Genomic DNA, 24610 nt, shown 5'->3' with positions numbered 1-24610 from the left:
TAACAGGTACTTCGGGTACCGGATACCCGGTGGAGCGGGTACCGTCGAGACGTGGACGCCGCTCCCGACACCGCCGTCGCCCCGCCGCCCGCGCCCGCAGCGCCCGCGAGGGCGGACGGGCGCCGCACCCGCTGGGCCGAGCACCGCCGCGCCCGCCGCGAGGAGCTGGTCACCGCCGCGCTGCGCGCCATCACCCGGCGCGGCGCGGGCATCGGCATGGACGACCTGGCCGCCGAGGCCGGCACGAGCAAGACGGTGCTGTACCGGCACTTCTCCGACAAGGAGGACCTCTACCTCGCGGTGGCCAGCCGGGTGAACCGGCGCATCGTGCGCGAGCTGCGCGCGGCCGTGGCCGCGGCCGGCTCTCCCCGCGAGGGCCTGGCCGCCATCGTCACCACGTACCTGCGGCTGGTGGAGAAGGACCCGGAGGTCTACCGGTTCGTCGTCTCGCACCCGTTCCTGGACCGCCCCGCCCAGCGCGACCCCGTCCAGCACCTGACCGGGGTCGTCGCCGACGAGACCGCCACCACGATCACCGCCCACCTGCGCGCCGCCGGGTCCACCTCGGTGGCCACCGACGTCCTGGCCCACGGCGTCGTCGCGATGATCCGCGCCGCCGCCGACCGCTGGATCTCCACCCCCGACCGCCCCGACGCCGACGCCGTCGCCCGCGAGCTGACCGACCTCGCCTGGGGCGGGCTGGCGACGTTCCTGGACAGCACCCGCGCCGCACCGCAGGAGGACCGATGACGACCACCGACGTGCCCGTGACCACCCCCGCCCCGGCAGCGCCCGACGCGCCCGCCGCCGCGGTCCTCGCGCCGGAACCCGCCCCGCCGCTGCCCGTCGACCCCGGGGAACTGCGCCGGTTCCTCGACGGCCGGTTCGCCGACGTCCGCGAGGAGTTCCGCCGCACCGTCCCGCTGGACTTCTTCGCCCCGGTCGACCACCTGAGCACCGCGCAGGTGCGCGACCTCACCCGCGAACGGCTGCGCCGCATCGCCGGGATCGGCGGGCACGAGCAGGGTTTCTCCTCCCGGTACGGCGGCGCCGACGCGCCCGGCGCCCAGGTGGCGCAGTTCGAGATGCTCGGGTTCGCCGACGCCTCCCTGATGATCAAGTCCGGGGTGCAGTGGGGCCTGTTCGGCGGCGCCGTGCAGGCCCTGGGCACCGAGCGCCACCACGCCGAGCTGCTGCCCCGCCTGCTGCGCCTGGAGCTGCGCGGCTGCTTCGCGATGACCGAGACCGGGCACGGCTCCGACGTCGCCTCCCTGCGCACCACCGCCACCTACGACCCGGCGACGCGGGAGTTCGTCGTCCACACCCCGGACCCCTCGGCGCGCAAGGACTACGTCGGCGGCGCCGCCGAGGACGCCGAGGTCGCCGTCGTGTTCGCGCAGCTGATCACCGGCGGCGAGCGCCGCGGCGTCCACGCGTTCCTCGTGCCGCTGGTCGTCGACGGCGCTCCCGCGCCCGGCGTCCACCGCGAGGACGACGGGCCCAAGATGGGCCTGAACGGCGTCGACAACGGCCGGCTGTCCTTCGACGCCGTGCGGGTGCCGCGCGAGAACCTCCTGGACCGCTACGCGCAGGTCGCCCCCGACGGCACCTACTCCAGCCCGGTCGCCAGCGCGGCCTCGCGGTTCTTCACCATGCTCGGCGCGCTCGTGAAGGGTCGCGTCAGCGTCTCCGGCGGCGCGATCAGCCAGACGAAGGTCGCGCTGACGATCGCGCTGCGCTACGCCGGGGAGCGCCGGCAGTTCGCCCGCCCCAGCGCCGCCGACGGCGGCAGCGGCGAGGAGGTGCTGCTGCTGGACTACCTGGCCCACCAGCGCCGGCTGCTGGTGCCGCTGGCCGCCACGTACGCGCTGAGCTTCGCCCAGGACGAGCTGATGGGCGAGATGGACGAGCTGCTGCGCGTGCAGCTGGCCGGCCGGGAGGTCGAACCCGCCCGCCAGCGCGCGTTCGAGGGCCTGGCCGCGGCGATGAAGGTGGCCTCCACCTGGCACGCGACCCGCACGATCCAGACGTGCCGGGAGGCGTGCGGCGGCCACGGGTACCTGTCCAGCAGCCGCCTGCCGCAGCTGAAGGCCGACACCGACGTGTTCACCACGTTCGAGGGCGACAACACCGTCCTGTCGCAGCTGGTCGCCAAGGGGCTGCTGACGTCCTACGCGCAGCAGTTCAACGACCTGGACACCCTGGGGATGGCGCGCTTCGCCACGCGCGACCTCGTGACGACGATCGCGGGGCGCAGCCCGGCGCGCTCGCTGGTCGCCGACATCGTCTCCAGCGGCCGCGCCGGCGACGAGCTGCACGACCGCGAGTGGCAGCTGCGGATGCTCGCCGAGCGCGAGCAGCACGTCGTGGAGTCGCTGGCCAAGCGGGTGCGCCGCGCGCGCCAGCGCCCGGCCGAGGAGGCGTTCACCGCGCTGGACGACCTCAACGACCACCTGCTGCTGGCGGCCCGCGCGCACACCGACCGGGTCGTCGCCGACGCGTTCGCCGCGGCCGTGGTGCGCGCGGAGGACCCGGCGGTGGCCGCGCTGCTGGGGCGGGTCCTGGACCTGCACGTGCTGGCGCTGCTGGAGCAGGAGAAGGGCTGGTACCTGCAGCACCGGCGGATGACGTCCGCCCACGCCAAGGCCCTCACCCACGCCGTGAACGCCGCCTGCCGCGGCCTGCGCCCGCACGTGGACACCCTGCTGGCGGGTTTCGGGATCCCCGACGCGTGGCTGGCCTCCTCGCTGGTGCCCACCGGGCGGGGCGCGGACGCCCCGGCGTAGCGCGGGCCCCGTCCGGGCGCTCGACGCCGCGCCCGGGCGGGGGCATCCTCGACGGGTGGAACCCGCCGGCGTCGAGGACGAGCCGCGGCCGCCCGCGCGCCTGCCCGTGCGCGCCGGCGTGGTCGTCGACCGCGACCGCCCCGGCCGCGCCCTGCGGGTGACCGCCCACCCGGACGACGACCGGGTCGTGCTGTCCACCTGGCAGGACGAGCGGTGCGTGAGCACCGTGCGGCTGGACCGCGCCGACGTCGTCCAGCTCCTCGCCGCCCTCGGGATCGCCCTGCTGCCCGGACCCGCGGAGGCCCGCGACGACGGGCGGGCCGCCGGGCCGGACCTCGCCGGTTAGCCCCCCGCCCGGCCCGCGCACCGGCGCCTCAGGAGGAGGACACCCCGGCCAGGTCCTCCATCACCCCCCAGTACCGGGCGGCCAGGTCGGGGTCCCGCGCCGCCTCCGGCACCACCGCGAACCCGGGCAGGCCCCTCAGCCCGCCCAGCTCCTTCGGGCCGTAGTAGGCGCCCCCGGCGGCCAGCGGGGAGGTCGCGGCGTACAGGGCGGGCAGGGCGCCGACGGCCGGGTCCTGCCACAGCGGGCGGACGAACCGGAACCGCAGGCCCTCGGGGGAGTCCGGTCCCGGGCCGTCCAGCACGATGTTCGTCCGGCTCACCCCGGGGTGGACCGCGGTGCTCGTGATCCCCCAGCCCCCGGCCGTGCTGCGCCGCTGGAGCTCGAAGGCCGTGAGCAGGGCGCCGAGCTTGGTGGCCTCGTAGGCCGCGCCGTGGTCGTAGGACCGCTCCAGCTGCAGGTCGTCGACGTCGACCGGCCCCACCCGCGAGCTCGACGTCCACACGACGCGCGGCGCCTCCGCGGCCCGCAGCAGCGGCCGCAGCCGAGCGGTGAGCGCGAAGGGACCGCGCGCGTTGGTCGCGAAGACCCGCTCGGTGCCGTCGGCCACCTCCTCCCGCTCCAGGCGTCCCTGGACGCCGGCGTTGTTGACCAGCAGGTCGAGGCGGTCCCCGGTGTCCTCGAGCCGGGTGACGAACGCGGCGACCGAGCCGAGGTCCGTCAGGTCGAGCGTCTCGAAGCGGACGGCCGCGCCCGGGGCCGCCGCCCGGATCCTGCGCACGGCCTCCGCCCCGCGCCGCCCGTCGCGCGAGGCGATGACGACGTCGGCGCCGGCCACCGCGAGGGCGAGCGCCTCGTGGTAGCCGAGCCCGCTGCGGCCGTCGCGCGGGTAGCCGTTCCCCCCGGTCACGACCGCGCGCCGCCCCGCCTGCGACGGGACGTCGGCCGCGGTCCAGTCCGGCAGCTCCGCGCCCGGGGCGGTGACCCGCCCGGCGCCGAACCCGGCGGCGCCCACGACCCCCAGCGCGGCCAGCCGCAGCAGCGAGCGGCGGGTGGGACCCGCGCGCGACGACCGGGGGTCGGGTCCGTCCTCGTCGACCTGGCGGGTTCGCTGGGTGTCCGTCACGCGGTCAGCCTGCGCGGGACGAGGTGCCCCCAGCCAGGGCCGCCCTGTCCGCTGATCCGCGGACCCCCCCGGCCGGCCGCGGGTCCTCCGCCCGGGACGCGGGCCGCGACCGCCGGCGCGCGACGGCACGACGCACCACCAGACCCGCGAGGACCGCGCCCGCGGCGTTGAGGACGGCGTCCGCCGGCGACACCACGCGCCCGAGCGGGAGCACCCGCTGGAGCAGCTCGATCGACGACGCCGCACCCAGCGCGAGCGGCACGAGCAGCCGCGCCGTCCCCAGCCGCGGCGCGAGGAGCACGGCGCCCGCGGCCGCCGGTGCCAGCAGGAGGACGTTGCCGACCAGCTGCCGGAGCGTCGCCGGGGACCCGAGACCGCCGAGGTACCAGGCGACCTCCGCCACCGGCGCGCCCCACGACCAGCCGTCGCCGACCGGTCGCAGGGTGACCGCTGCGGCGCCGACGAGCGCGAGCACGAGCAGGCCGGCGGGTCCCGCCGAGCGCACCGGCGCGGACCGGCGCGGCGGGTCGGTGCGGTCGGTCACGGTGGCTCAGCCCCCTCGTGCGGCGCAACGGGAGGCACCAGGCTCGGCCGGCCGGACGCGCGGAACCAGGACCTGCCGGGCCGGGTCTGCCGCGGGCTCCCGCGCCCGCGCCGCGGCGAGGTCCGACGCGACCTCCGGGTCCAGGTCGCGGAGGGGATCGAGCACCGCGGTGGACCGGCCGCGGACGACGACCGCGAGACCCCGCTGCGCGGAGGGGGCGGTCACCTACCCGGCGCGCGTCCCGACGACGACGAGCGTCGTGGCGTCGGCCCCGCGCGGCTCGAGCGCCGCCGCGGCGGCCTCCTCCACGACCTCCCGCGCGGTGGCCGCGGGCAGGCCGTCCAGCAGCGCGCCGGCGGCCGTGCCGGCGGCGGCGTCGCGCACGGTGGCCGGGGTGACCACCAGGCGGGCCGGGTGCCGCCGCACGACCGGGTCCTGGACGCCCACCGCGGCCGCCCACGCGGCCAGCGCCTCCTCGGTGCCCAGCGCGTGCGCCAGCGGCTGCGGTCGGGGTGATTCCTCGCCCCGGGCGCGCGCCGCCGCGGCGGCCAGCGGCTGCACGAGCTCCGTGAGCGCCCCCTCGGCCCACACGCCCACGCACAGGCGCCCGCCGGGGCGGGCCCGGGTGAGCAGGTGCCGGCCCGCGGCGTCGAGGTCGGGCAGGAAGAAGATCCCGAGGACGCAGACGACGAGGTCGTAGGCGCCCTCGTCGCCGAAGGCGAGGACGTCGGCGTGGTGGGCGCGCAGGGCGGGCAGGTCGCGCGCCCGCCCGGCGGTCAGCGCGACGAGCGGCGCGGACAGGTCGACGGCGTCCACGCGGCCGCCGGGGCCGACGGCCCGCGCCAGGAGGACGGAGGCGGCCCCGGCACCGGCGCAGGCGTCGAGGACCACCTCCCCCGCGCGGGGTGCCGCGTCGGCCACGGCCGCCGCCGACACCGGGTCCCACAGCGCGGCGGACAGGCGGTCGAAGGCCGCGGCGTCCTGGAACCAGCGCGCTGCTCCGGCGTCCACCCTCCCGAGCCTAGCTGCGAACGCTTCTCAGCGGTGGCTCCTCGTCCAGGCCAGCAGGCGCTCGACCGGCCAGGTGTTGACGACCCGCTCGGCCGGCACCCCGCACTCCTGCGCCCGCGCGCAGCCGTACGCCTGCCAGTCCAGCTGACCGGGCGCGTGCGCGTCCGTGCTCACCGCGAACAGGCACCCGGCCGCCACCGCCCGCCGCAGCAGCGCCCGCGGCGGGTCCAGCCGCTCCGGCCGGCAGTTCACCTCCACGGCCACCCCGCGCTCGGCGCAGGCGGCGAACACGGCGTCGGCGTCGAACGCGCTGGGCGGGCGCCCGCCCGGTCCGGCGCCGCCGTGCCCACCCGTGAGCAGCCGGCCGGTGCAGTGGCCCAGCACGTCCACCCCGCCGCCGCGCACGGCCGCCAGCAGCCGGCGGGTCATCGCCTCCGCCGGGGAGCGCAGCCCCGAGTGCACGGAGGCGACCACGACGTCCAGGCGGGCCAGCACGTCGTCCTCGCAGTCCAGCGAGCCGTCCGCCAGCACGTCGACCTCGATGCCCGCCAGGAGCCGGAACGGCGCCAGCGGCGCGGCCAGGGCGGCGACCTCCTCCAGCTGGCGCTCGCGGCGCTCGCGGGACAGCCCGCGCGCCACGCGCAGCCGGGCGGAGTGGTCGGTGACGGCCAGGTACTCGTGGCCCAGCTCCCGGGCGGTCGTCGCCGTCTCGGCCAGCGGGCTGCCGCCGTCGCTGGCGTCGGTGTGGGCGTGCAGGTCCCCGCGCAGCGCGGCGCGCAGCTCCTCGCCGCCGCTCGCCAGCGGCCCGGCCCCCTCCTCCAGCCGCCGCAGCCGCTCGGGCACGCGGCCCGCGGCGGCCTCGCCGGCCACGGCCGCCGACGCGGGGCCGACACCGGCCAGCGCGGTGAGGGTGCCGTCGGCCAGCCGGCGCTCCAGCTCCCCCGGCTCCAGCGCCGCCAGGACGTCCGCGGCGCGGCGGAACGCGCGCACCCGGTGGGTGTCGGCGCGCGAGCGCTCCAGCAGGAACGCGGTGCGCCGCAGCGCCCGCACGGGCTCCAGCGGGAGCTCCACCGCCCGCTCCCTCCCACCGGTCGCGCACTGCCGGTCCCGAGGTGCGCCGGACGGGCCGACTCTGCACCATCGCAGGGTGCCCCGCCTGCGCCGCGTGTCCAGCTCGTCGCCCGGCTTCACCCGCCGGCGGCGCGGGCGCGGCTGGTCGTACCACGACACCCGCGGCGAGCTCATCGCCGACCCGGACGTCATCGCGCGCATCGACGCCATCGCGATCCCGCCCGCCTACCGGGACGTGTGGATCTGCCCGTTCCCCAACGGCCACCTGCAGGCCGTCGGCACCGACGACCGCGGCCGGCGCCAGTACCGCTACCACGAGGAGTGGCGCCGGCGGCAGGACCGCGCCAAGCACGAGCGCGTCCTCGAGGTCGCCGACCACCTGCCCGCCGCCCGCGAGGTCGTCGAGCGGCACCTCGCCCTGCCGGGGATGCCGCGCGAGCGGGTGCTGGCCGCGGCGTTCCGCCTGCTGGACCTGGGGTTCTTCCGGGTGGGCGGGGAGAGCTACGCGGACGAGAACGGCTCCTACGGGCTGGCGACGCTGCGCAAGGAGCACGTGCACCAGCGCGGCGACGACCTCGTCTTCTCCTACGTCGCCAAGTCCGGCAAGGACCGCCACCTCGTGGTCTCCGACCCGGCGGTGCGCGAGGTCGTGCGCAGCCTCAAGCGCCGCCGCGGCGGCGGGGACGACCTGCTGGCGTGGAAGGAGGGCGGCCGCTGGCACGACGTCACCAGCGCCGACGTCAACGCCTACCTGCACGAGGTCGTCGGCCCGGACGTGTCCGCCAAGGACTTCCGCACCTGGCACGCCACCGTGCTCGCGGCCGTCGCCCTCGCGGTCTCGGTGCCCGCCGCGACCAGCGCGACGGCGAAGAAGCGGGCGGTGACGCGCGCCTGCGCGGAGGTCTCGGAGTACCTGGGCAACACGCCGTCGGTGGCCCGCAGCAGCTACATCGACCCGCGGGTGATCGACCTGTTCGACGACGGCGTGACGATCGAGCCGGCGCTGCGGCTGCTCGGCGAGGGCGCCTCCTTCGGCCACCCGGCCACCCACGGCGGTGTCGAGCGGGCCGTGCAGGCGCTGCTGCGCGAGGAGCCCGTCAGCGGCACGCCCCTGCTGAGCGAGGCGACCGCCGAGGAGGCCGCGGCCGCGGCGACGGGCGGGCCCGGGACGACGACCGCCGCCTGACCCCCCGCGGGACCGCCCGCCGGACCCGCCGCCCGAGCACCGCGGTGCGCCAGCCCCTATGCTGGGCGGGCCTTCCCGGCGGTCCGCCGCGGGGCAGGTGCGCGTCCCGCCCTCATCGTCTAGCGGCCTAGGACGCCGCCCTTTCAAGGCGGTAGCACGGGTTCGAATCCCGTTGGGGGTACGCGAGCGGGTCGTCCGGCACCCGGACGGGCGAGGGGTGTCACGAGCACTCCCCGCGACCGGGTAAGGTTGTCCCCGCAAGCCAGCAGGACCAGCAAGTCCGGTCTCTCTGAGGCCCCGTAGCGCAGTTGGTTAGCGCGCCGCCCTGTCACGGCGGAGGTCGCGGGTTCGAGTCCCGTCGGGGTCGCTCGTCGTGCCGGTTCCACCGGCCCGGCACGGCCAGGTAGCTCAGTTGGTAGAGCGTCCGACTGAAAATCGGAAGGTCAGCGGTTCGACCCCGCTCCTGGCCACCGCCGCACCACCCCGAGGCCCCTCCGCAGGAGGGGCCTTCGTCGTTCCCGGCACTCGTCCTGGGCGCCGGCGCGGGTAGCGTCGCCGCGTGCCCACCTCCCCCGCCGACCTGCCCACCGCCGTCGTCGTGCCCTCGGCCGTCCTCGCCGGCTACGTCGTCGGCCGCCGCACCGGCGCCCGCCCGCTGGCGGGGGTGGCGCTGGCCGCCGGCCTCGTGCAGGCCGTACCGCGCTGGTCGCGCCGCTCCCCCGCCCTCGCGGCGGCCCTCGCCCTCGGCACGGTGGCGCTCGTGGGCGCCTCGCACCCGCTGGCCCGGCGCACCGGGCCCTGGCCGGCGGTCCTGACGACGACCGCGACCGCCGCGGGGCTGGCCGCGGTCGGCGACCGGCTCAGCGCCTGAGCCGGTTCAGGCGCGCGTCGCGGTGAGGTCGCGCACCTGCGCGTAGCGCTCGCGCACCGCCGGCAGCGGGTCGGCCTCGTACGTGCTGGACGCCGTCAGCTCCCACGCCGGCGGGGCGTCCCCGCCGGCCAGGACCCACGCGGCCTGCCGCGCGGCGCCGTCGGCGACGTACTCGCCGGGCTCCGGCACCACCACGGGCCGGCCCAGGACGGCCGGGGCCAGGCGGCGCACGGCCTCCGAGCGCGCCCCGCCGCCCACCAGCACCACGCGCTCGACGGCCACGCCCTGCGCGACGAGGGCGTCCAGCCCGTCCGCCAGCCCGCACAGCAGGCCCTCCACGGTGGCGCGGGCCAGGTGGGCGGGCGTGCTGGTGGCCAGGGTCAGCCCGTGCAGGGCGCCGGTGCTGTCCGGCCGCACGGGGGTGCGCTCGCCCTCCAGGTAGGGCACGAGGACCAGCCCGCCGGAGCCGGCGGGCGCGGACAGCGCCAGCCGGGACAGCTCGGCGTGGTCGACGCCGAGCAGCGCGGCCGCGGCGTCCAAGACGCGCGCCGCGTTCAGCGTGCACACCAGCGGCAGGTACCGGCCGGTCGCGTCGGCGAAGCCGGCGACCAGGCCGCTGGCGTCGCGGGTGGGGGTGTCGCTGACGGCGCTGACGACCCCCGAGGTCCCGATGGACACCACGACGTCGCCGGTGCGGGCGCCGACCCCGAGGGCGGCGGCCATGTTGTCGCCCGTCCCGGGCCCCAGGACGGCCCCGCGGGTCAGCGGCGAGGACGTCTCACCGGCCCGCTCGGCCGGCCCGAGGACGTCGGGCAGCCGCGGGCGGGAGCCGAAGGCCCGCTCCAGCAGGTCGTGCCGGTAGGTGCCCGCGGCCGGGTCCCAGTAGCCGGTGCCGCTGGCGTCGCCGCGGTCGGTGACCAGCCGGTCCCCGCCGCCGGCGAGGCGGTGGGTCAGCCAGTCGTGGGGCAGGCAGACGGCGGCGGTGCGGCGCGCGGCGTCCGGCTCGTGCTCGGCGACCCAGCGCAGCTTGGTGATCGTGAAGGAGGCCACGAGGACGCTGCCGACCTGCTCGGCCCACGCCCCGGGCCCGCCCAGCTCGGTGGTCAGGTCCTCGGCGGCACCGGCGGAGCGCCCGTCGTTCCACAGCAGCGTCGGGCGCACCACCGCGCCGGCCTCGTCCAGCAGGACCGAGCCGTGCTGCTGGGCGCCGACCGCGAGCGCGTCGACGTCCTCCAGGCCCCCGGCGTCGGCGACGGCGCGCTCGAGAGCGCTCTCCCACTCGGCGGGGTCCACCTCCGTCCCCGCGGGGTGCTTGGCGGTCCCGCTGCGCAGCAGCGCGCCGCTCGTCGCGTCGCGCACGACGACCTTGCAGGACTGCGTCGAGGAGTCGATCCCGGCCACCGTCGGCATGGCGCACAGCCAACCAGACGGCCGCGGGCGCACCGACCGCGGACGCGCGAGTGACGCACGCCACACGGGGGCGGTGCTCCGTCCGGGCCGGTGCGCCGCGACCGGGATGCCGGAAGCTCTCGCGGGCATGTACCGTTGAGGGCACGGAGAGATGACAGTGACTCCGGGGCGCGCTCAGCCTGCCCCGGCCGACGCGCGAGGGGGTCGACGCCATGGGGCGCGGCCGTCAGAAGGCCAAGCAGACGAAGGTCGCTCGGCAGCTGAAGTACTTCAGCCCGCAGACCGACTACAACGCGCTGCAACGCGAGCTGCACGGGCCTGACCCGTACCGCCAGGGGCCCCCGGCTCCTCCGGTGCCGGAGACGGACGACGAGCAGTCCGACGAGGACTGGTCGCAGTACTCCGCCGAGGACGACTACGAGGACTGGGCGACCAAGCGTCGCGCCTGACCCCTCCGGTCTCCGGCAGGACGATCCACCGCTCGGGAGTCGTCGGGCGCGCGACCTCGCGCTGAGGTGTCACCACCCCTGGTGGGAACCCCGCAGCAGGGTCACGCCCCCGGCGACTCCCTTGCCGTTGCTGTCCCCGTCCTCGGGACGGCGCTCGCGGACCTCACCGCACACCCACGACGGGATCCCGTCCCCCTCCAGCGCGGCCACCACGCGGTCCACCGCGTCCGGCGCCACGACGGCGACCATGCCCACCCCGAGGTTCAGGGTGCGCTCCAGGTCGTCGGCGGGGACGCGGCCCAGGTCGCGGACGGCGGCGAACACCGCGCCCGGCGTCCACGTCGCGCGGTCCACCTCGGCGGTCACGCCCTCCGGCAGGCACCGGGCCAGGTTGGCGGCCAGCCCGCCGCCCGTGACGTGGCTCATCGCCCGCACCCCGCCGCCGGCGACGGCGGCCAGCGCGGGGCGCGCGTACAGGCGCGTCGGCTCCAGCAGCTCCTCGCCCAGCGTGCGGCCGAAGTCGTCCACGTGCCGGTCGTAGGACCAGCCGGCGTCGGCGAAGACGCGCCGCACCAGCGAGTAGCCGTTGGAGTGCAGGCCCGAGGAGGCCATCGCCACCAGCACGTCGCCAGCGCGCACCCGCTCGGCGCCCAGCAGCTCGTCGGCCTCGACCGCGCCGGTCACCGCGCCGGCCAGGTCGTACTCGTCGGCGCCCAGCAGGCCGGGGTGCTCGGCGGTCTCCCCGCCCACGAGCGCCACACCGGCCTCCTCGCAGGCGCGGGCGATGCCCGCCACCAGCGCCGCCGTGCGCTCGGGCACGACCTTGCCGCAGGCGATGTAGTCGGTCATGAACAGCGGCGTCGCGCCGCACACGACGATGTCGTCGACGACCATGCCGACGAGGTCCTGCCCGACGGTGTCGTGCTTGTCGACGGCCTGCGCGACGGCGACCTTGGTGCCCACGCCGTCGGTGCTGGTGGCCAGCAGCGGGCGGCGGTAGGCCTTGAGGGCGCTGACGTCGTACAGGCCGGCGAACCCGCCGAACCCGCCGACGACGCCCGGCCCGTGGGTGCGGGCCACGGAGGCCTTCATCAGCTCCACGGCGCGGTCGCCGGCCACGACGTCGACGCCGGCGGCGGCGTAGGTGGTGCCGGGGGCGCTCACTGCTGCGCCCCCCGGGTGGCGCGCGAGGAGACCACGGGCGTGATCGGGATGCGCGGCGCCTCCAGCGCGTGCTTGCCCAGGCGGTCCACGTCGGGCAGCGGCACCGGGTAGCTGCCGCTGAAGCACGCCGTGCACAGCGTCGGGGCGGGCTGGTCGGTCGCGGCGATCATCCCCTCGGTGGAGATGTAGCCCAGGGAGTCCGCGCCGATGCTCTGGCGCACGTCGTCCACGCCCAGGCCCGTGGCGATGAGCTCGGCCCGGGTGGCGAAGTCGATGCCGTAGAAGCACGGCCACGTCACCGGCGGGGAGCTGATCCGCACGTGGACCTCGGCGGCGCCGGCCTCGCGCAGCATCCGGATGAGGGCGCGCTGGGTGTTGCCGCGCACGATCGAGTCGTCGACGACGACGAGCCGCTTGCCCTGCACGACGTGCTTGAGCGGGTTCAGCTTGAGCCGGATGCCGAGCTGGCGGATGGTCTGGCTGGGCTGGATGAACGTGCGGCCCACGTAGGAGTTCTTGACCAGGCCCTGCCCGTAGGGGATGCCGGACTCCTCCGCGTAGCCGATCGCGGCGGGCGTGCCGGACTCCGGCGTCGGGATGACCAGGTCGGCCTCGACGGGGTGCTCGCGGGCCAGGGTGCGGCCCATCTCCACGCGCGCCTCCTGCACCACCTTGCCGTTGATGCTGGTGTCGGGGCGGGCCAGGTAGACGTACTCGAAGACGCAGCCCTTGGGCTGGGCCGGCGCGAAGCGGCTGGAGCGCAGGCCGTCGGCGTCGACCGCGATGAGCTCACCGGGCTCGACCTCGCGCACGAAGCTGGCGCCGACGATGTCCAGCGCCGCCGTCTCGGAGGCCACCACCCAGCCGCGGTCGAGGCGGCCCAGGACCAGCGGGCGGATGCCGTGCGGGTCGCGAGCGGCGTACAGGGTGTCCTCGTCCATGAACACGAGGCTGAAGGCGCCCTGCGCGTGCGGCAGGACCTCCAGCGCGGTCGCCTCGAGGGTGTGGTCGGGGTCGCCGGCGAACAGCGCGGTGAGGATGGCGGTGTCGGTGGTGTTGCCGCGCGCCAGCTCGGTGCGCGAGGCGCGCCACGTCGTGGCGCGCGGGCGGCCGGCCTGGCGGTCGGCCAGCAGCTCGCGCAGCTCGAAGGAGTTGGTGAGGTTGCCGTTGTGGGCGAGGGCCACGGTGCCGCCGGCGGTGTCGCCGAGCGTCGGCTGGGCGTTCTCCCACGTGCTGCCGCCGGTGGTGGAGTAGCGCGCGTGGCCGACGGCGATGTGGCCCTGCAGCGACTCCAGCGCCGCCTCGTCGAACACCTGGGAGACCAGGCCGACGTCCTTGAAGACGAGGATCTGCTCGCCGTTGCTCACGGCGATGCCGGCGGCCTCCTGGCCGCGGTGCTGCAGGGCGTACAGCCCGTAGAAGGCGAGCTTGGACACGTCCTCGCCGGGTGCCCACACGCCGAAGACGCCGCAGGCGTCCTGGGGCCCCTTCTCGCCGGGGAGCAGGTCGTGGTTCAGACGTCCGTCACCGCGGGCCACCACTCGAGTGTGGCACACGCGCCCGGGCCGGCCGGTCGCCCGGCCCCCCGGCGGCCCCCTCGCGGTTCAGCTCCGGCGCGAGCGGCGGGAGGCCCCGCGCGGGGTGCGGCGGCGCTCGAGCAGGACCGCCGCCAGGCCGCCGAGCAGCGCCAGCAGGATGCCCAGGGAGACGAACAGGTACCCGAACAGGGACTGCTGGGAGTACCCGGCCTGCGCGGGCGTGACGACGGCGACGACGGCCGACACGAGGAAGGCGAGGACCACGCCCGTCAGGACGAACGAGCGGTAGCGGGGCGCGCGGCGGCGGGTGACCTCGACGAACCGGGTGGTCTCGGGGTCGTCGGGGGCCGCGTCCGGGGCCTCCTCCGCGGCGGGGCCGGCGGAGGTCGCGTCCGCGGGCGTCGTGCTCGCGGCCGTCGCGCCGGTGACCGCCGCCCCGGTGGCGGGCTCACCGGCGGGGACGACCTCGACGGCGTCGTCCCCGGTGGCGGTGCCGCCGGTGGCCGGGTCGCGGGGCTCGCGCTGGGACTCGCTCACGGCGACGACGGTACGTCGTCGCCGGCCGGTGCCGCCGGGCCGGGTACCAGCGGCAGCAGGCCGCTGAGGTCGGCGCGCACGCCGCTGGCCCGCACCCGCCCGGCGGCGCGGGCCGCCTCGAACCCCTCGCGGCCGGCGGCCAGGCGCAGCCAGGTGGCGGGGTCGACCTCCACGACGGCCGGCGGGGTGCCGCGGGTGTGCCGGGGGCCCTCGAGGACCTGGACGGCGGCGAACGGCGGCACGCGCACCTCCACGCTGCGGCCGGGGTGGCGCTCGGCCAGCTCCTCCAGCGACCAGCGCACGGCGGTGGCGAGGACCGGCCGGGGCGCGACCCGGCCGGCGTCGAGGGCGGCGAGCGCCGCGTCCAGGGCCTCGCGGCCGGCGGCGGGGTCGGTGCGGCGGCGGGGTGGCACGCGCCGATGCTCGCACCGGCCCGGGCGCGCCGCTCCCGCACCGGCGCGACCGTCAACAAGTGTTGACAGATGCCGGGCCGTCAACACATGATGACGCATGGCCGACCCGGACCCCCTCGTCACCGCCGGCACCGACCCGGACCCCGCCGTGGGCCTGCGCGCCGTCGCCGCGCTGCGGCGCCTGACCGAGCAGCTCGAGCGCCTGCAGGTGCGGCGCGCCCGCGACCTCGGCTGGTCCTGGGCGGACATCGCCGCGGGCCTGGGGGTGTCCAAGCAGGCCGTGCACCGCAAGCACTCCGGCGACGACCGGCCCGATCACCGCTAGACCCACCAGCCCCACGAGGAGGACACCGTGTTCGAGCGCTTCACCCGGCGGGCCCGCGCCGCCGTCGTCGACGCCCAGGAGGTCGCCCGCGAGCTCGGCCACCGGGAGGTCGGCGACGACCACCTGCTGCTGGCCCTGCTGCACGTCGGCGGTGTCGGCGCCGACGTCCTGCGCGCCGCGGGCGCCGACCCCGGCCGCCTGCGCGAGCGGTTGGCGCAGCGCGGGGGGCCGCAGGAGGACGCCGAGGCGCTGCGCGCCCTGGGCGTGGACCTGGACGCCGTGCGCCGGCGGGCGGAGGAGGTGTTCGGCCCCGGCGCGCTCGAGCGGCCCGCCGGCCGCCGCCGCGGCCTGCTCGGCCGGCTGACCGGGCACCTCCCGTTCACCCGCCCCGCGAAGAAGGCTCTGGAGGAGTCGCTGCGGGCCGCGCTGGACCTGCGGCACAACTACATCGGCACGGAACACCTGCTGCTCGGCCTGCTGCGCGCGCCGGGCGGCCGGGCGCGGGACGCCCTGGCGGCCACGGGCGTGCCCCTGGACGCCGACAGCGCCCGCTCCGCCGTCGTCGAGGCCCTGCGCCGCTCCGCCTGAGCCCGCCCGGCCTCAGGAACGGCGGTAGAAGGGCAGCTCGACGACCTCGACGGGCTCGGGGCGACCCCGCACGTCCACCGCCAGCGCCGTCCCGACGTCGCTGCGGGCGGTGTCGACGTACGCCATGGCGACGGGGTGACCCAGCGTCGGGGACAGCGCGCCGCTGGTGACGACGCCGACCACCTCGTCGCCGGCCAGGACGTCGTAGCCCTGGCGCGGCGCGCGCCGGCCCTCACCGCGCAGGCCCACCAGCAGGCGCTGCGGCGTAGTGCCCGCGAGGCGCTCCAGCGCCTCGCGGCCGGGGAAGCCGTCGGGCTTGTCCAGCTTCACCACGCGGCCCAGGCGCGCCGCGTAGGGGTCGACCCCGCGGGTCAGCTCGTGCCCGTACAGGGGCATGCCGGCCTCCAGGCGCAGGGTGTCCCGGCACGCCAGCCCGCAGGGGACGGCGTCGTGGGCGCGGCCGGCGGCCAGCAGCGCCGACCAGGCCTCGACGGCGCGCTCGGCGGGCGCGAAGACCTCGAACCCGTCCTCGCCGGTGTAGCCGGTGCGCGCCAGCAGGACGTCCAGCGCGCCGTCGGCGGTGCGCAGCCGGGCGGGCGCGCAGCGGTAGTAGCGCAGGTCCGCCAGGTCGCCGCCGTCGGCCAGCTCGACGACCTCGCCGACGGCGAGCGCGGACGTCGGCCCCTGCACGGCCACCAGCGCGGTCGCGGCGGTCTCGTCGGTGACGCGGGCGTCGTGGCCGGCGGCGCGCTCGCGCAGCGCGGCGGCGACGGCGTCGACGTTGGAGGCGTTGGCGACGACGAGGAAGTCCTCCTCGCCGGTGCGGTAGGTGACGAGGTCGTCGACCACGCCGCCGTCCTCGGCGGTGAGCATCCCGTAGGCGGCGCGGCCCACGGCCATGCCGGAGGGGCGCCCGACGAGGGTGGCGTCCAGGGCCGCGCCGGCGCCGGGGCCGCTGACGCGCAGCTCGCCCATGTGGGACAGGTCGAAGACGCCGGCGGTGGCGCGCACCGCGCGGTGCTCGGCGAGGTCGGAGGCGTAGCGCACGGGCATCGACCAGCCGGCGAAGTCGGTGAAGGCCGCTCCGAGCTCGGTGTGGACGTCGTGCAGCGGTGAGCGTCGGCTCACGGCGGGCTCCCCTCGTCGGCCGTGCGGGGCGCCACCGTCCCACAGGCGCGGCCGGGGGCCAGCGGTGGGCTCAGGGGTGGCCTCAGCGGCGGGCTCAGCGGTGGGAGAGGCGGGCGTCGCCGGTGCCGGTGCTGACGAGGACGCGGCGGTCGGCGGAGGGGTCGACGGGCACGTCGACGCGCTCGCCGCCGGTCCCGGCGCTGACCTCGGCCGCGTAGGCGGTGCCGTCGTCGGGGACCAGCACGTCGGCGTCGCCGGTGCTGGTGCGCACGTCGACGCTGCCCGGCGCGGCGTCCAGCTCCAGGCGCACGTCGCCCGTGCCGGCGTCCACGCGCACGTCGTCCAGCGCGCCGGTGACGGTGACGGAGCCCGTGCCGGCCTCGGCGTCGAGGCGGCCGCCGTCGGCGCCGCGCCAGCGCAGGCTGCCCGTGCCGGCCTCGGAGACGACGGCGGCGAACGCGCCCGTCAGCCGCTGCTCGCCCGTGCCGGTGTCCAGGCGCACCTCGACCCCGGCGGGCACGACGACGTCGAAGTCCGTGGAGCAGCGGCCGGGCCAGCCGCCGCGCGAGCAGGCGCCGCGCAGGTCCAGCACGCCGTCGCGCAGCTCGGCGCGCGCGTCGGCCTGCGACCAGCCGCTGACGGTGGTCGTCGTGACGCGGGCGACCCCGACGCCGGCCACGCCGGCGTCGGCGCTCACCTGCACGTCGCCCGTGCCGGTGCTGACGACGACGGCGGTGACGGGCCCGGTGAAGGTGTCGGTGCGCTGCTCGCGCACGGCCGTCATCGACCCCAGGACGCTGAGCGCGCCACCGGCGACGAGGACGGCCGCGACGGCGGCGGTGACCGCGCGCACAGCTCCCCCGCGCCGCGGCGGCGACGGCGGTCGCGGCGGCACGTCGAGGGTCAGGGGCTGCGTGGGGGCGCTCACGGGGTCCTCCGGGACGGCGGGGCGGGGTGGGCGGCGGCCTCGAGGTGGCGCAGCACGGCGAGGACGCGCCGGTGGTCCTCGCCGGCGGGGGCGAGGCCGAGCTTGGCGAAGATGCTGGACACGTGCTTCTCGACGGCCTTGTCGCTGACGACGAGGCGGGCGGCGACGGCGGTGTTGGAGCGTCCCTCGGCCATGAGCGCCAGGACCTCCAGCTCGCGGGGGGTCAGGCCCTCCAGGGGGTCGTCGCGGCGGGCGCGCGAGAGGAGCTGGGCGACGACCTCGGGGTCGACGGCGGTGCCGCCGGCGGCCACGCGGTGCAGGGCGTCGAGGAACTCCTCCACGTCGCCGACGCGGTCCTTGAGCAGGTAGCCGACGCCGCGGGCGCGGCCGCCGAGCAGGTCGGCGGCGTAGCGCTCCTCGACGTACTGCGAGAGCACGAGCACGGCCGTGCCGGGGTGCTGCTCGCGCACGACGAGCGCGGCGCGCAGGCCCTCGTCGGTGAAGGTGGGCGGCATCCGCACGTCGAACAGGGCCAGGTCGGGCTCGTGGCGGGCGACGGCGCGCAGCGCCTCCTCGGCGTCGCCGACGGCGGCGACCACGTCGACGCCCTCGGCGCGCAGCAGCTGCACCAGGCCCTCGCGCAGCAGGACGGAGTCCTCGGCGAGCACGACGCGCAGGGCGCTCGCGGCGTCCACGGGGCTCACGGCGTTCACCGGGCACCTCCGCCGAGCCAGGGCAGGTCGACGTCCAGGACGGTGGGCCCGCCCGGCGGGGAGGAGACCGCGAGGCGGCCGTCGACGGCGGCGACCCGGTCGAGCAGGCCGCGCAGGCCGCTGCCGCCCTCGGCACCCGGCCCGGCACCCGGCCCGTCGCCCGGGCGGGCGCCACCGCGGCCGTCGTCCTGCACCCGCACCCGCAGCCGCGGGCCGGACGTTCCGGCCTCCTGCCACAGCTGCACGAGGGCGCGGGAGGCGCCGGCGTGCTTGGCGACGTTGGTCAGCGCCTCGGAGACGCAGAAGTACGCGATGGCCTCCGTGGTCGCCGACGGCCGGCCGGCGGGCCCGTGGGCGGACACGTCCGGGGAGACCTCGACGTCGACGGGCACGGGGGTGGTCGCGGCCAGCGCCGAGACAGCCGCGTCGAGACCGCGGTCGGTGAGCACGGGCGGGGCGACGCCGCGGGCGACGCGGCGCATGTCGGCGATGGCCGCGGTGGCCGAGGAGCTGGCGGACTCCAGCAGGGCGCGGGCCGCGTCGGGCCCCTCGCGGTCCAGGGCGCGGCGGGCCATCCCCAGCTGCAGGGACAGGGACACCAGCCGCTGCTGGGGCCCGTCGTGCAGGTCGCGCTCGATGCGCCGGCGCTCCTCCTCCACCGAGTCCACGGCGCGCTCGCGGGTGGAGGTCAGGGTGTCGACGCGCTCGCGCAGGGCCGCCTCGCGCTGCTGCGGCGAGGGGCCGAGCAGCGCCGCGCCGGTGGCGGTCTCGGGGACGGCCAGGACGCGGGCCAGCAGGGGGACGAGCAGCAGCAGCGCGACACCGGTCAGGCCGACGACGGCGTCGGGCGCGCCGATCGGCCCACCGCTCCCCCACGGCCAGCTGAGCCCGCCGGGGGCGGCGGAGGTCCAGCGGGCCAGGCTGGGGGCGACGACGGCGGCGAGGCCGGTGGCGGCCAGGACGAGGACGACGGTGCCGCCGACGAGCCCGGCGGTGGCGACGACGGCCAGGTGCCCGGCCGAGCGCCAGGGCCGCGGGTCCAGCAGCCAGCGCCGCCACCAGGGCCCGGGCCTGCTCCACGGGCCGGGGTCCTCGACGGGGACGCCGAGGGCGCGCAGCCGGGACCGCTCCAGGGCGGCGGAGGCGTCGAGCAGGACCCGGGCCAGCAGCAGCAGCGGGATCCCCGCCCCGGCCAGCGGCACGAGGGCGGCGCCCAGCAGGAGCAGCAGCAGCGGGACCCAGTGCCAGAGGCCGACGAGGAGGTCGGTCACCAGGTGGGCGGCCACCCACCAGCCGCCCGCCCAGCGCCGCAGCGGCGAGGTCGTGTTCACGGCCCCGACGCTAGGGCGACGGGCGGGGCGGGCGGGAGGGTGCGCTCCCCCGGAGCGGGGGTGGGGACAGCCCCACCCCGGGGCGCCGGGGACCCGCCCGGCCGGGTGGCGTCACCAGCGGTCGACGAGCTCCTGGATCTTCTCGCGCATGAGGCGGCTGGACTCCTCGCGCTTCTCCTCCCAGGCGAAGACGCTGGCGCACAGGGCGCCGTCGAAGCCGACCTCGCCGAGGGCGGTGAAGATGCCGTCGAAGTCCACCTCGCCCTCGCCGATGTTCAGGTGCTGGTGGACGCGGGCTGTGGAGCCGGGCGGGTTGATGATGTACCGCAGGCCCGAGGAGGCGCGGAAGTCGAAGCTGTCGGCGACGTGGACGTGCCGCACGAGGTCGCCGGCGTAGCGCACGATCCCCGGCCCGTCACCGCCCTGGTGGTACGTGTGCGGGGTGCAGTAGACGAAGCCCACCCACGGGCGGTCCAGGCCGCGGACGAGGTCCACGGCGCGGAAGCCGTCCTCGACGAAGTCGTCGGGGTGCGGTTCCAGGCGCAGCTCGATCCCGTTCGCCTCGAAGACGGGGGCCAGCTCCTCGAAGGAGTCGAAGAAGCGGGCCTCGCTGGCCTCGGGCAGCTCGGGGCGGCCGTTGAACTCCGACTGCACGACGGGCACGCCGAGCTCGGTGGTCACCTCGACGATGCGCTTGATGTTGCGCACGGCCTGCTCGCGCTCGTCCTCGCCGGGGCCGGACCAGCGCTGCACGAACTGGGTGGAGCAGACGCCGACGCCCGCGGCGTCCAGCGCCTTCCGGAACCTGCGCACGGTGGCCAGGTCGACGCGCGGGTGGCGGAAGAACGGGATGAAGTCCTCGCGCGGCGACAGCTCGATCCACTCGTACCCCAGCTCGGCCACCACGCCGGGCAGCTCGAGCAGCGGGACGTCGCGGAACATGTAGGTGTCCAGGGCGATCTGCACGGTCGTCCTCCCCCTCAGCCGCGGTCGCCGAGGTCGACCTCGACGCGCCGGCCGGTGCGGAAGCTCTCGACGCCCGCGGCGCAGACGGCGGCGGCGGCGTAGCCGTCCCACACGCCCGGGCCGTCGACGCCGGCACCGGAGCGCACGGCGTCGACCCAGCGCTGGAACTCGGTGTCGTAGGCGGCGCCGAAGCGCTCCTTGAAGTCCTTGGTGATGCTGCCGCCGTAGCCGGCGGGGGTGTGCTTGACCAGGCCGATCCCGTGGCCGATGGAGGCGCTGCCGCGCTCGGCGACGAGCTCGGCGCGCACCTCGTAGCCGAAGGTGGTGTTGACGAAGATCTCCACGTCGACGAGGACGCCGCTCTCGGTCTCCATGAGGACGAACTGCGGGTCCTGCAGGCCCTCGGGGGCGTTCGCGGTCACGCGCGGGCGCAGGACGGTCACCGCGGTGATCTCCTCGCCGAGCAGGTAGCGGGTGGAGTCGACCTCGTGGACCACCGAGTCGAGCATCAGCATCTCGGAGGAGAAGTTCGGCGGGGTGCTGGCGTTGCGGTGGGCGCAGTGCAGGAACAGCGGGGCGCCCAGCTCACCGGAGGCGATCAGCGCGCGCAGCTGCTCGTGCTCGGCGTCGAAGCGGCGCATGAAACCGACCTGGACGAGCTGCCGCCCCAGGGCGCGCTCGGCCTCCACCACGCGCCGGGAGGTCTGCGGGGAGGTGGTCAGCGGCTTCTCGCACAGCGTCGGCTTGCCGGCCTCCAGGGCCTTCAGCACGAGGTCCTCGTGGGTGAAGCCGGGGGTGGCGATGACGACCGCGTCGACCTCGGGGTCGGCGATGGCCGCGGCCGGGTCGTGCACGGCGCGGACGCCGAACTCGGCCGCGACCGCGTCGGTGCGGGCGGCGTCGACGTCGCTGACGACGACGAGGCGCGCGCCCTTGGTGACGGTGGCCAGGCGCCGGGCGTGGTCCTGGCCCATCATCCCGACGCCGAGCACGGCGACGCGCAGCTCGGCGGCGGGATCGCCGTCGTAGCCCTGCCGGGCGGTGTGCTGCTCGGTGGCCTGCGTCGCCGTGCTCATGCCGGTGTCCTTCTCCCTGCTCAGTTCTTGCTCTCGTGGGCCGCCGCCAGCGAGGCGGCGGGTTCCGGGGTGTCCCCGGGCTTGCTGAGCTCGTGGCTGAGCGCCTCGAGCTCGGCGCCGCCGGCCATCTCGTTCGTCAGCCGGTCGAGCGTGATCTCCTGCCGGGACATGTCCAGGGAGACCTGGCCCAGCTTGAGGACGACGAAGTGGTTGCCGACGAGGTAGGCGTGGTGCGGGTTGTGGGTGATGAAGATGACGCCGAGGCCCGCGTCGCGCGCCTTGGCGACGTACTTGAGGACGACGCCGGACTGCCGGACGCCGAGGGCGGCCGTCGGCTCGTCGAGGATGAGCACCTTGGCGCCGAAGTAGATGGCGCGGGCGATGGCGATGCACTGGCGCTGACCGCCGGACAGCGCCCCGACGGGACGCTCCAGGTCGGGCACGTCGATGCCCATCTTCGTCAGCTCCTCCGCGGTGATCTCCATCATCCGCTTGACGTCGAGCCGCTTGAACGGGCCGACGCCGGTGCGCAGCTCGGAGCCGAGGAAGAAGTTGCGCCAGATGGACATCAGCGGGACGAGGGCCAGGTCCTGGTAGACCGTCGCGATCCCCCGCTCCAGCGACTCGCGCGGGGAGGAGAAGCGCACCTCCTCGCCGTTGACGACGACCCGGCCGGCGGTGTGCGCGTGCAGGCCGGCGATGATCTTGATGAGGGTCGACTTGCCGGCGCCGTTGTCGCCGAGCACGCAGGTGATCTCGCCCTGGCGCACCGACAGCGTCACCCCGCGCAGGGCGTTGACGTTGCCGTAGCTCTTGCCGACGTCGTCGAGCCGGAGGATCTCGGTGTTCGGGTCGTGCCCGCTGCGCGAGCCCGGGGTCTCGGTCGTGGTCATCGCGCTCACCTCTTCGCAGCGTGGTTCTTGACCACGAGGTTGACGATCGTCGCCAGCAGCAGCATCACGCCGAGGAAGAGCCGGAACCAGTTGGCGTCCCAGCCGGCGTAGACGATGCCCAGGCTCGTGGCGCCGAAGATGAGGGCGCCGATGGCGGACCCGACGGCCGACCCGTACCCGCCGGTGAGCAGGCACCCGCCGACGACCGCGGCGATGATGTAGATGAACTCCTGGCCGACGCCGCCGCCGGACTGCACGGTGTTGAAGCTGAACAGCTGGTGCATGCCGACGAACCAGGCGCAGAAGCCGACCGTCATGAAGAGGCCGATCTTGGTGGCCCTCACCGGGACGCCGACCGCGCGGGCCGCGGCCTTGTCGCCGCCGACCGCGAAGATCCAGTTGCCGACCCGGGTGCGCAGCAGCACCCAGGTGGCGAGGGCGACGAACAGGACCCACCACAGGACCGTGACGCGGACGCCGACGCCGCCGACGGTGATGGTGGAGGCGAACACGGCGCGGGCGGAGGAGAACCCGTCCATGTCCGAGACGCTGCTGGAGGAGACGCCGCCGGTGAGCAGCTTGGTCACGCCCAGGTTGATGCCCTGCAGCATGAAGAACGTGCCCAGGGTGATGAGGAAGCTGGGCAGCCCCGTGCGCATCAGCAACCAGCCGTTGAAGGCGCCGATCGCCAGCGACAGCACCAGCGCGAGGAAGACGCCGACCCACAGGTTCAGCCGGAACTGGAACGCGAAGGACGACGCGGCCAGCGCCGACGTGGTGACTGCGACACCGGCCGACAGGTCGAACTCCCCGCCGATCATGAGGAGCGCGACCGCGACGGCCATGATGCCGATGGTGGAGCCGGCGTAGGCGACGGTGGCCAGCGACGCGGCCTGTCGGAAGGTGGGCGCCACGGCCGCGAAGAGCACGAACACGGCCACCAGGCCGATGAGGGAGCCGATCTCCGGCCGGGACAGGATCCGCGAGGCGAGCGGCCGGGTCTTCACCCGGTCGTCGCGCGCGGCGGCGGTCTGCGCCGCCGCGCCCACGACGGTGCTCACCGGGTGCCGCCCGCGGCGAACTCGGCGACGCGCTCGACGTTCGAGGAGTCGATGAACGACGGGCCGGTCAGCGTGGCCTGGCCGCCGCCGATGGTGTTGCCGTTGGTCTTGTACAGCCACAGCGAGTCGACGGCCAGGTAGCCCTGCAGGTAGGGCTGCTGGTCGATGGCCCACTCGACGTCGCCGTTCTGGATGGCGCTGATGAGCTCGGGGTTGGTGTCGAAGGTGGCGACGGTCGCGGAGCTGCCGGCCTCGCCGACCGACTGCACGGCGGTGAGGGCGAACGGCGCGCCGAGGGTGACGACGCGGTCGATCGTCGGGTCCTGCTGCAGCTTGGAGGTGATCGACTGCTGGACCGAGGGCATGTCGGTGCCGGTCACGTAGAGGATCTCGCTGGTGCCGCTGAACGTGTTGTCGACGCCGCGGCAGCGGGCCTCCAGGCCGACGTGGCCCTGCTCCTGGATGACGCACAGGCTGTGCTGGGCGCCCTCCTCGTTGAGCCGCTCCCCCGCGGCCTCGCCGGCGATCTCCTCGTCCTGGCCGAAGTAGCCGAGGGCGCCGGTCTCCTGCCACTCGCCGAAGCCGCCGTTGAAGGCGACGACGGGGATGCCCGCCTCGGTGGCGGCCTGCACGGCCGGGGCCAGGGCGTCGGCCTTGGCCAGGGTGACGGCGATGCCGTCGACGCCGGAGTCGATGGCGCTCTGCACGAGGTTGACCTGGTCGGCGGCCTCGGGGGCGCCCTGGTAGTTCAGGTCGACGTTGTCCTTCGCGGCGGCGTCCTCGGCGCCGGAGCGGACGATGTCCCAGAAGGTGTCACCGGGTGCGGCGTGCGTGACCATCGCGATGGTCATGCGCTCGGTGTCGGCCACACCGGCCGCGGCACCGCCGCCGTCCCCGGTGTCCTGGCGGCCACCGCTGCTGCTGCAGCTGGCGAGGGTCACCGCGGTGGCTGCGGCGAGGGCGACGAACGTGAGCTTGCGCGTGCGAATCATCGTCGATCCGGTCCTCTCTGTCGGGCCGGCGGCCCGGTCCCCGGGCTGCTGCCCGATCCAGTGGGGGTGGTGCGGTGGTGCCCGGCGCCACCTGCTGCGGTGCGACCGGTGGTGCTGGGTGGGACTGCCCCGGGCGGTCTCAGGCGCCCGGGGCCGGATC

At 76.5% G+C, this 24610-nt stretch carries 26 protein-coding genes and 3 tRNA genes; 11 read left to right on the top strand and 18 right to left on the bottom strand.

The genetic code is table 11. From position 1 onward, the window contains the following. Positions 1-51 precede the first annotated feature (51 nt). Genes AB8M62_RS12000 through AB8M62_RS11990 form a run of 3 tightly spaced genes read left to right on the top strand, consistent with a single transcriptional unit; the run spans position 52 to position 3132 of the window. Positions 52-750 carry a TetR/AcrR family transcriptional regulator gene (locus AB8M62_RS12000; protein ID WP_369054439.1) on the top strand — a complete coding sequence of 233 codons (699 nt, stop codon included), beginning with the start codon at positions 52-54 and terminating at the stop codon, positions 748-750. Continuing rightward, a complete protein-coding gene (locus AB8M62_RS11995; protein ID WP_369069696.1) occupies positions 747-2786 on the top strand; it encodes an acyl-CoA dehydrogenase family protein in 2040 nt (679 codons plus the stop codon). Before AB8M62_RS12000 ends, AB8M62_RS11995 begins: the two co-directional genes overlap by 4 nt. Before the next feature lie 55 nt (positions 2787-2841). Beyond that, a complete protein-coding gene (locus AB8M62_RS11990) occupies positions 2842-3132 on the top strand; it encodes a hypothetical protein (RefSeq protein WP_369054436.1) in 291 nt (96 codons plus the stop codon). 28 nt (positions 3133-3160) lie between these two features. Here the strand turns inward: AB8M62_RS11990 and AB8M62_RS11985 are convergent, their stop codons facing one another. The 4 genes from AB8M62_RS11985 to AB8M62_RS11970 form a co-directional block, all read right to left on the bottom strand. Further along, a complete protein-coding gene (locus tag AB8M62_RS11985; RefSeq protein WP_369069695.1) occupies positions 3161-4255 on the bottom strand; it encodes an SDR family NAD(P)-dependent oxidoreductase in 1095 nt (364 codons plus the stop codon). A gap of 4 nt (positions 4256-4259) precedes the next feature. Beyond that, positions 4260-4799, bottom strand: a complete 540-nt coding sequence (locus tag AB8M62_RS11980) for a VanZ family protein (protein WP_369054434.1) — start codon at positions 4797-4799, stop codon at positions 4260-4262. 225 nt (positions 4800-5024) lie between these two features. Further along, positions 5025-5810: a class I SAM-dependent methyltransferase gene (locus tag AB8M62_RS11975; protein WP_369069694.1), complete on the bottom strand. Its 786-nt coding sequence runs from the start codon at positions 5808-5810 to the stop codon at positions 5025-5027. A 27-nt stretch (positions 5811-5837) separates the two neighbouring features. Beyond that, positions 5838-6869 (bottom strand): PHP domain-containing protein, encoded by a 1032-nt coding sequence (locus tag AB8M62_RS11970; RefSeq protein ID WP_369054500.1) that lies wholly within the window; start codon positions 6867-6869, stop codon positions 5838-5840. Positions 6870-6957: 88 nt separating this feature from the next. On the opposite strand from AB8M62_RS11970, the gene AB8M62_RS11965 reads away from it, so the two are divergent. From AB8M62_RS11965 to AB8M62_RS11945, 5 genes are all read left to right on the top strand, one after another. Next, positions 6958-8067: a DNA topoisomerase IB gene (locus AB8M62_RS11965; protein ID WP_369054431.1), complete on the top strand. Its 1110-nt coding sequence runs from the start codon at positions 6958-6960 to the stop codon at positions 8065-8067. 108 nt (positions 8068-8175) lie between these two features. After that, a tRNA-Glu gene (locus tag AB8M62_RS11960) sits at positions 8176-8248 on the top strand. Positions 8249-8360: 112 nt separating this feature from the next. Further along, positions 8361-8434, top strand: a tRNA-Asp gene (locus AB8M62_RS11955). Positions 8435-8464: 30 nt separating this feature from the next. Beyond that, positions 8465-8537, top strand: a tRNA-Phe gene (locus AB8M62_RS11950). Positions 8538-8626: 89 nt separating this feature from the next. Beyond that, positions 8627-8938, top strand: coding sequence for a hypothetical protein (locus AB8M62_RS11945; RefSeq protein WP_369069693.1), 312 nt, complete (start codon positions 8627-8629; stop codon positions 8936-8938). Positions 8939-8944: 6 nt separating this feature from the next. Here AB8M62_RS11945 and xylB read toward each other — a convergent pair whose 3' ends face one another. After that, complete coding sequence (gene xylB, locus AB8M62_RS11940) at positions 8945-10348, bottom strand: xylulokinase (RefSeq protein WP_369069691.1); 1404 nt, start codon at positions 10346-10348, stop codon at positions 8945-8947. A 212-nt stretch (positions 10349-10560) separates the two neighbouring features. Between xylB and AB8M62_RS11935 the strand changes: the two genes are divergently transcribed. Further along, the gene (locus AB8M62_RS11935; RefSeq protein WP_369069690.1) at positions 10561-10797 is read left to right on the top strand and encodes a DUF3073 domain-containing protein; all 237 of its coding nucleotides are present in this window, start codon (positions 10561-10563) and stop codon (positions 10795-10797) included. Between the two features lie 69 nt (positions 10798-10866). Here the strand turns inward: AB8M62_RS11935 and purM are convergent, their stop codons facing one another. The 4 genes from purM to AB8M62_RS11915 form a co-directional block, all read right to left on the bottom strand. Continuing rightward, positions 10867-11961 carry a phosphoribosylformylglycinamidine cyclo-ligase gene (gene purM / locus AB8M62_RS11930; protein WP_369069689.1) on the bottom strand — a complete coding sequence of 365 codons (1095 nt, stop codon included), beginning with the start codon at positions 11959-11961 and terminating at the stop codon, positions 10867-10869. After that, positions 11958-13502, bottom strand: coding sequence for an amidophosphoribosyltransferase (gene purF / locus AB8M62_RS11925; protein WP_369054424.1), 1545 nt, complete (start codon positions 13500-13502; stop codon positions 11958-11960). The genes purM and purF overlap by 4 nt, the downstream gene beginning before the upstream one ends. A 63-nt stretch (positions 13503-13565) precedes the next feature. Then, complete coding sequence (locus AB8M62_RS11920) at positions 13566-14036, bottom strand: hypothetical protein (protein WP_369054422.1); 471 nt, start codon at positions 14034-14036, stop codon at positions 13566-13568. Further along, positions 14033-14449 carry a sterol carrier family protein gene (locus AB8M62_RS11915; RefSeq protein ID WP_369054421.1) on the bottom strand — a complete coding sequence of 139 codons (417 nt, stop codon included), beginning with the start codon at positions 14447-14449 and terminating at the stop codon, positions 14033-14035. The genes AB8M62_RS11920 and AB8M62_RS11915 overlap by 4 nt, the downstream gene beginning before the upstream one ends. 97 nt (positions 14450-14546) lie before the next feature. Between AB8M62_RS11915 and AB8M62_RS11910 the strand changes: the two genes are divergently transcribed. Both AB8M62_RS11910 and AB8M62_RS11905 read left to right on the top strand, forming a co-directional pair. Further along, complete coding sequence (locus tag AB8M62_RS11910; RefSeq protein WP_369054419.1) at positions 14547-14774, top strand: hypothetical protein; 228 nt, start codon at positions 14547-14549, stop codon at positions 14772-14774. 27 nt (positions 14775-14801) lie between these two features. Beyond that, on the top strand, positions 14802-15362 hold the full coding sequence (locus tag AB8M62_RS11905) for a Clp protease N-terminal domain-containing protein (RefSeq protein ID WP_369054418.1): 561 nt from the start codon (positions 14802-14804) through the stop codon (positions 15360-15362). 12 nt (positions 15363-15374) lie between these two features. On the opposite strand, the gene gcvT is transcribed toward AB8M62_RS11905, so the two are convergent. From gcvT to AB8M62_RS11860, 9 genes are all read right to left on the bottom strand, one after another. Further along, positions 15375-16490 carry a glycine cleavage system aminomethyltransferase GcvT gene (gene gcvT / locus AB8M62_RS11900; protein WP_369069688.1) on the bottom strand — a complete coding sequence of 372 codons (1116 nt, stop codon included), beginning with the start codon at positions 16488-16490 and terminating at the stop codon, positions 15375-15377. Positions 16491-16584: 94 nt separating this feature from the next. Further along, entirely contained in the window at positions 16585-17418 is an 834-nt protein-coding gene (locus tag AB8M62_RS11895) for a DUF4097 family beta strand repeat-containing protein (protein WP_369069687.1), read from the bottom strand. Beyond that, positions 17415-18095 carry a response regulator gene (locus tag AB8M62_RS11890; RefSeq protein WP_369054499.1) on the bottom strand — a complete coding sequence of 227 codons (681 nt, stop codon included), beginning with the start codon at positions 18093-18095 and terminating at the stop codon, positions 17415-17417. The genes AB8M62_RS11895 and AB8M62_RS11890 overlap by 4 nt, the downstream gene beginning before the upstream one ends. A 32-nt stretch (positions 18096-18127) precedes the next feature. After that, positions 18128-19462 carry a sensor histidine kinase gene (locus AB8M62_RS11885; RefSeq protein WP_369069686.1) on the bottom strand — a complete coding sequence of 445 codons (1335 nt, stop codon included), beginning with the start codon at positions 19460-19462 and terminating at the stop codon, positions 18128-18130. A 111-nt stretch (positions 19463-19573) separates the two neighbouring features. Next, entirely contained in the window at positions 19574-20428 is an 855-nt protein-coding gene (locus tag AB8M62_RS11880) for a sugar phosphate isomerase/epimerase family protein (protein ID WP_369054412.1), read from the bottom strand. Between the two features lie 14 nt (positions 20429-20442). Continuing rightward, positions 20443-21405, bottom strand: a complete 963-nt coding sequence (locus tag AB8M62_RS11875; RefSeq protein WP_373694926.1) for a Gfo/Idh/MocA family protein — start codon at positions 21403-21405, stop codon at positions 20443-20445. Between the two features lie 119 nt (positions 21406-21524). After that, positions 21525-22397, bottom strand: coding sequence for an ATP-binding cassette domain-containing protein (locus AB8M62_RS11870; protein WP_369054410.1), 873 nt, complete (start codon positions 22395-22397; stop codon positions 21525-21527). Between the two features lie 5 nt (positions 22398-22402). Then, on the bottom strand, positions 22403-23458 hold the full coding sequence (locus AB8M62_RS11865) for an ABC transporter permease (RefSeq protein WP_369069684.1): 1056 nt from the start codon (positions 23456-23458) through the stop codon (positions 22403-22405). Beyond that, positions 23455-24450 (bottom strand): sugar ABC transporter substrate-binding protein, encoded by a 996-nt coding sequence (locus tag AB8M62_RS11860; protein ID WP_369069683.1) that lies wholly within the window; start codon positions 24448-24450, stop codon positions 23455-23457. Before AB8M62_RS11860 ends, AB8M62_RS11865 begins: the two co-directional genes overlap by 4 nt. Between the last annotated feature and the right edge of the window lie 160 nt (positions 24451-24610).

The sequence above is a fragment of the Kineococcus terrestris genome, assembly GCF_041020755.1.
Lineage (GTDB): Bacteria > Actinomycetota > Actinomycetes > Actinomycetales > Kineococcaceae > Kineococcus > Kineococcus terrestris.
Note: the sequence above shows the minus strand (reverse complement) of the source record. Positions and strands in the feature narration are given on the sequence as shown.

What these genes read in the sequence shown, in the direction of transcription:
- AB8M62_RS11995 (WP_369069696.1), top strand. Translation starts at nt 747, where the DNA reads ATGACGACCACCGACGTGCCCGTGACCACCCCCGCCCCGGCAGCGCCC.
- xylB (WP_369069691.1), bottom strand. Translation starts at nt 10,348, where the DNA reads ATGCCGACGGTGGCCGGGATCGACTCCTCGACGCAGTCCTGCAAGGTC.
- AB8M62_RS11935 (WP_369069690.1), top strand. Translation starts at nt 10,561, where the DNA reads ATGGGGCGCGGCCGTCAGAAGGCCAAGCAGACGAAGGTCGCTCGGCAG.
- AB8M62_RS11910 (WP_369054419.1), top strand. Translation starts at nt 14,547, where the DNA reads ATGGCCGACCCGGACCCCCTCGTCACCGCCGGCACCGACCCGGACCCC.
- AB8M62_RS11875 (WP_373694926.1), bottom strand. Translation starts at nt 21,405, where the DNA reads ATGATGGGCCAGGACCACGCCCGGCGCCTGGCCACCGTCACCAAGGGC.
- AB8M62_RS11870 (WP_369054410.1), bottom strand. Translation starts at nt 22,397, where the DNA reads ATGACCACGACCGAGACCCCGGGCTCGCGCAGCGGGCACGACCCGAAC.
- AB8M62_RS11860 (WP_369069683.1), bottom strand. Translation starts at nt 24,450, where the DNA reads ATGATTCGCACGCGCAAGCTCACGTTCGTCGCCCTCGCCGCAGCCACC.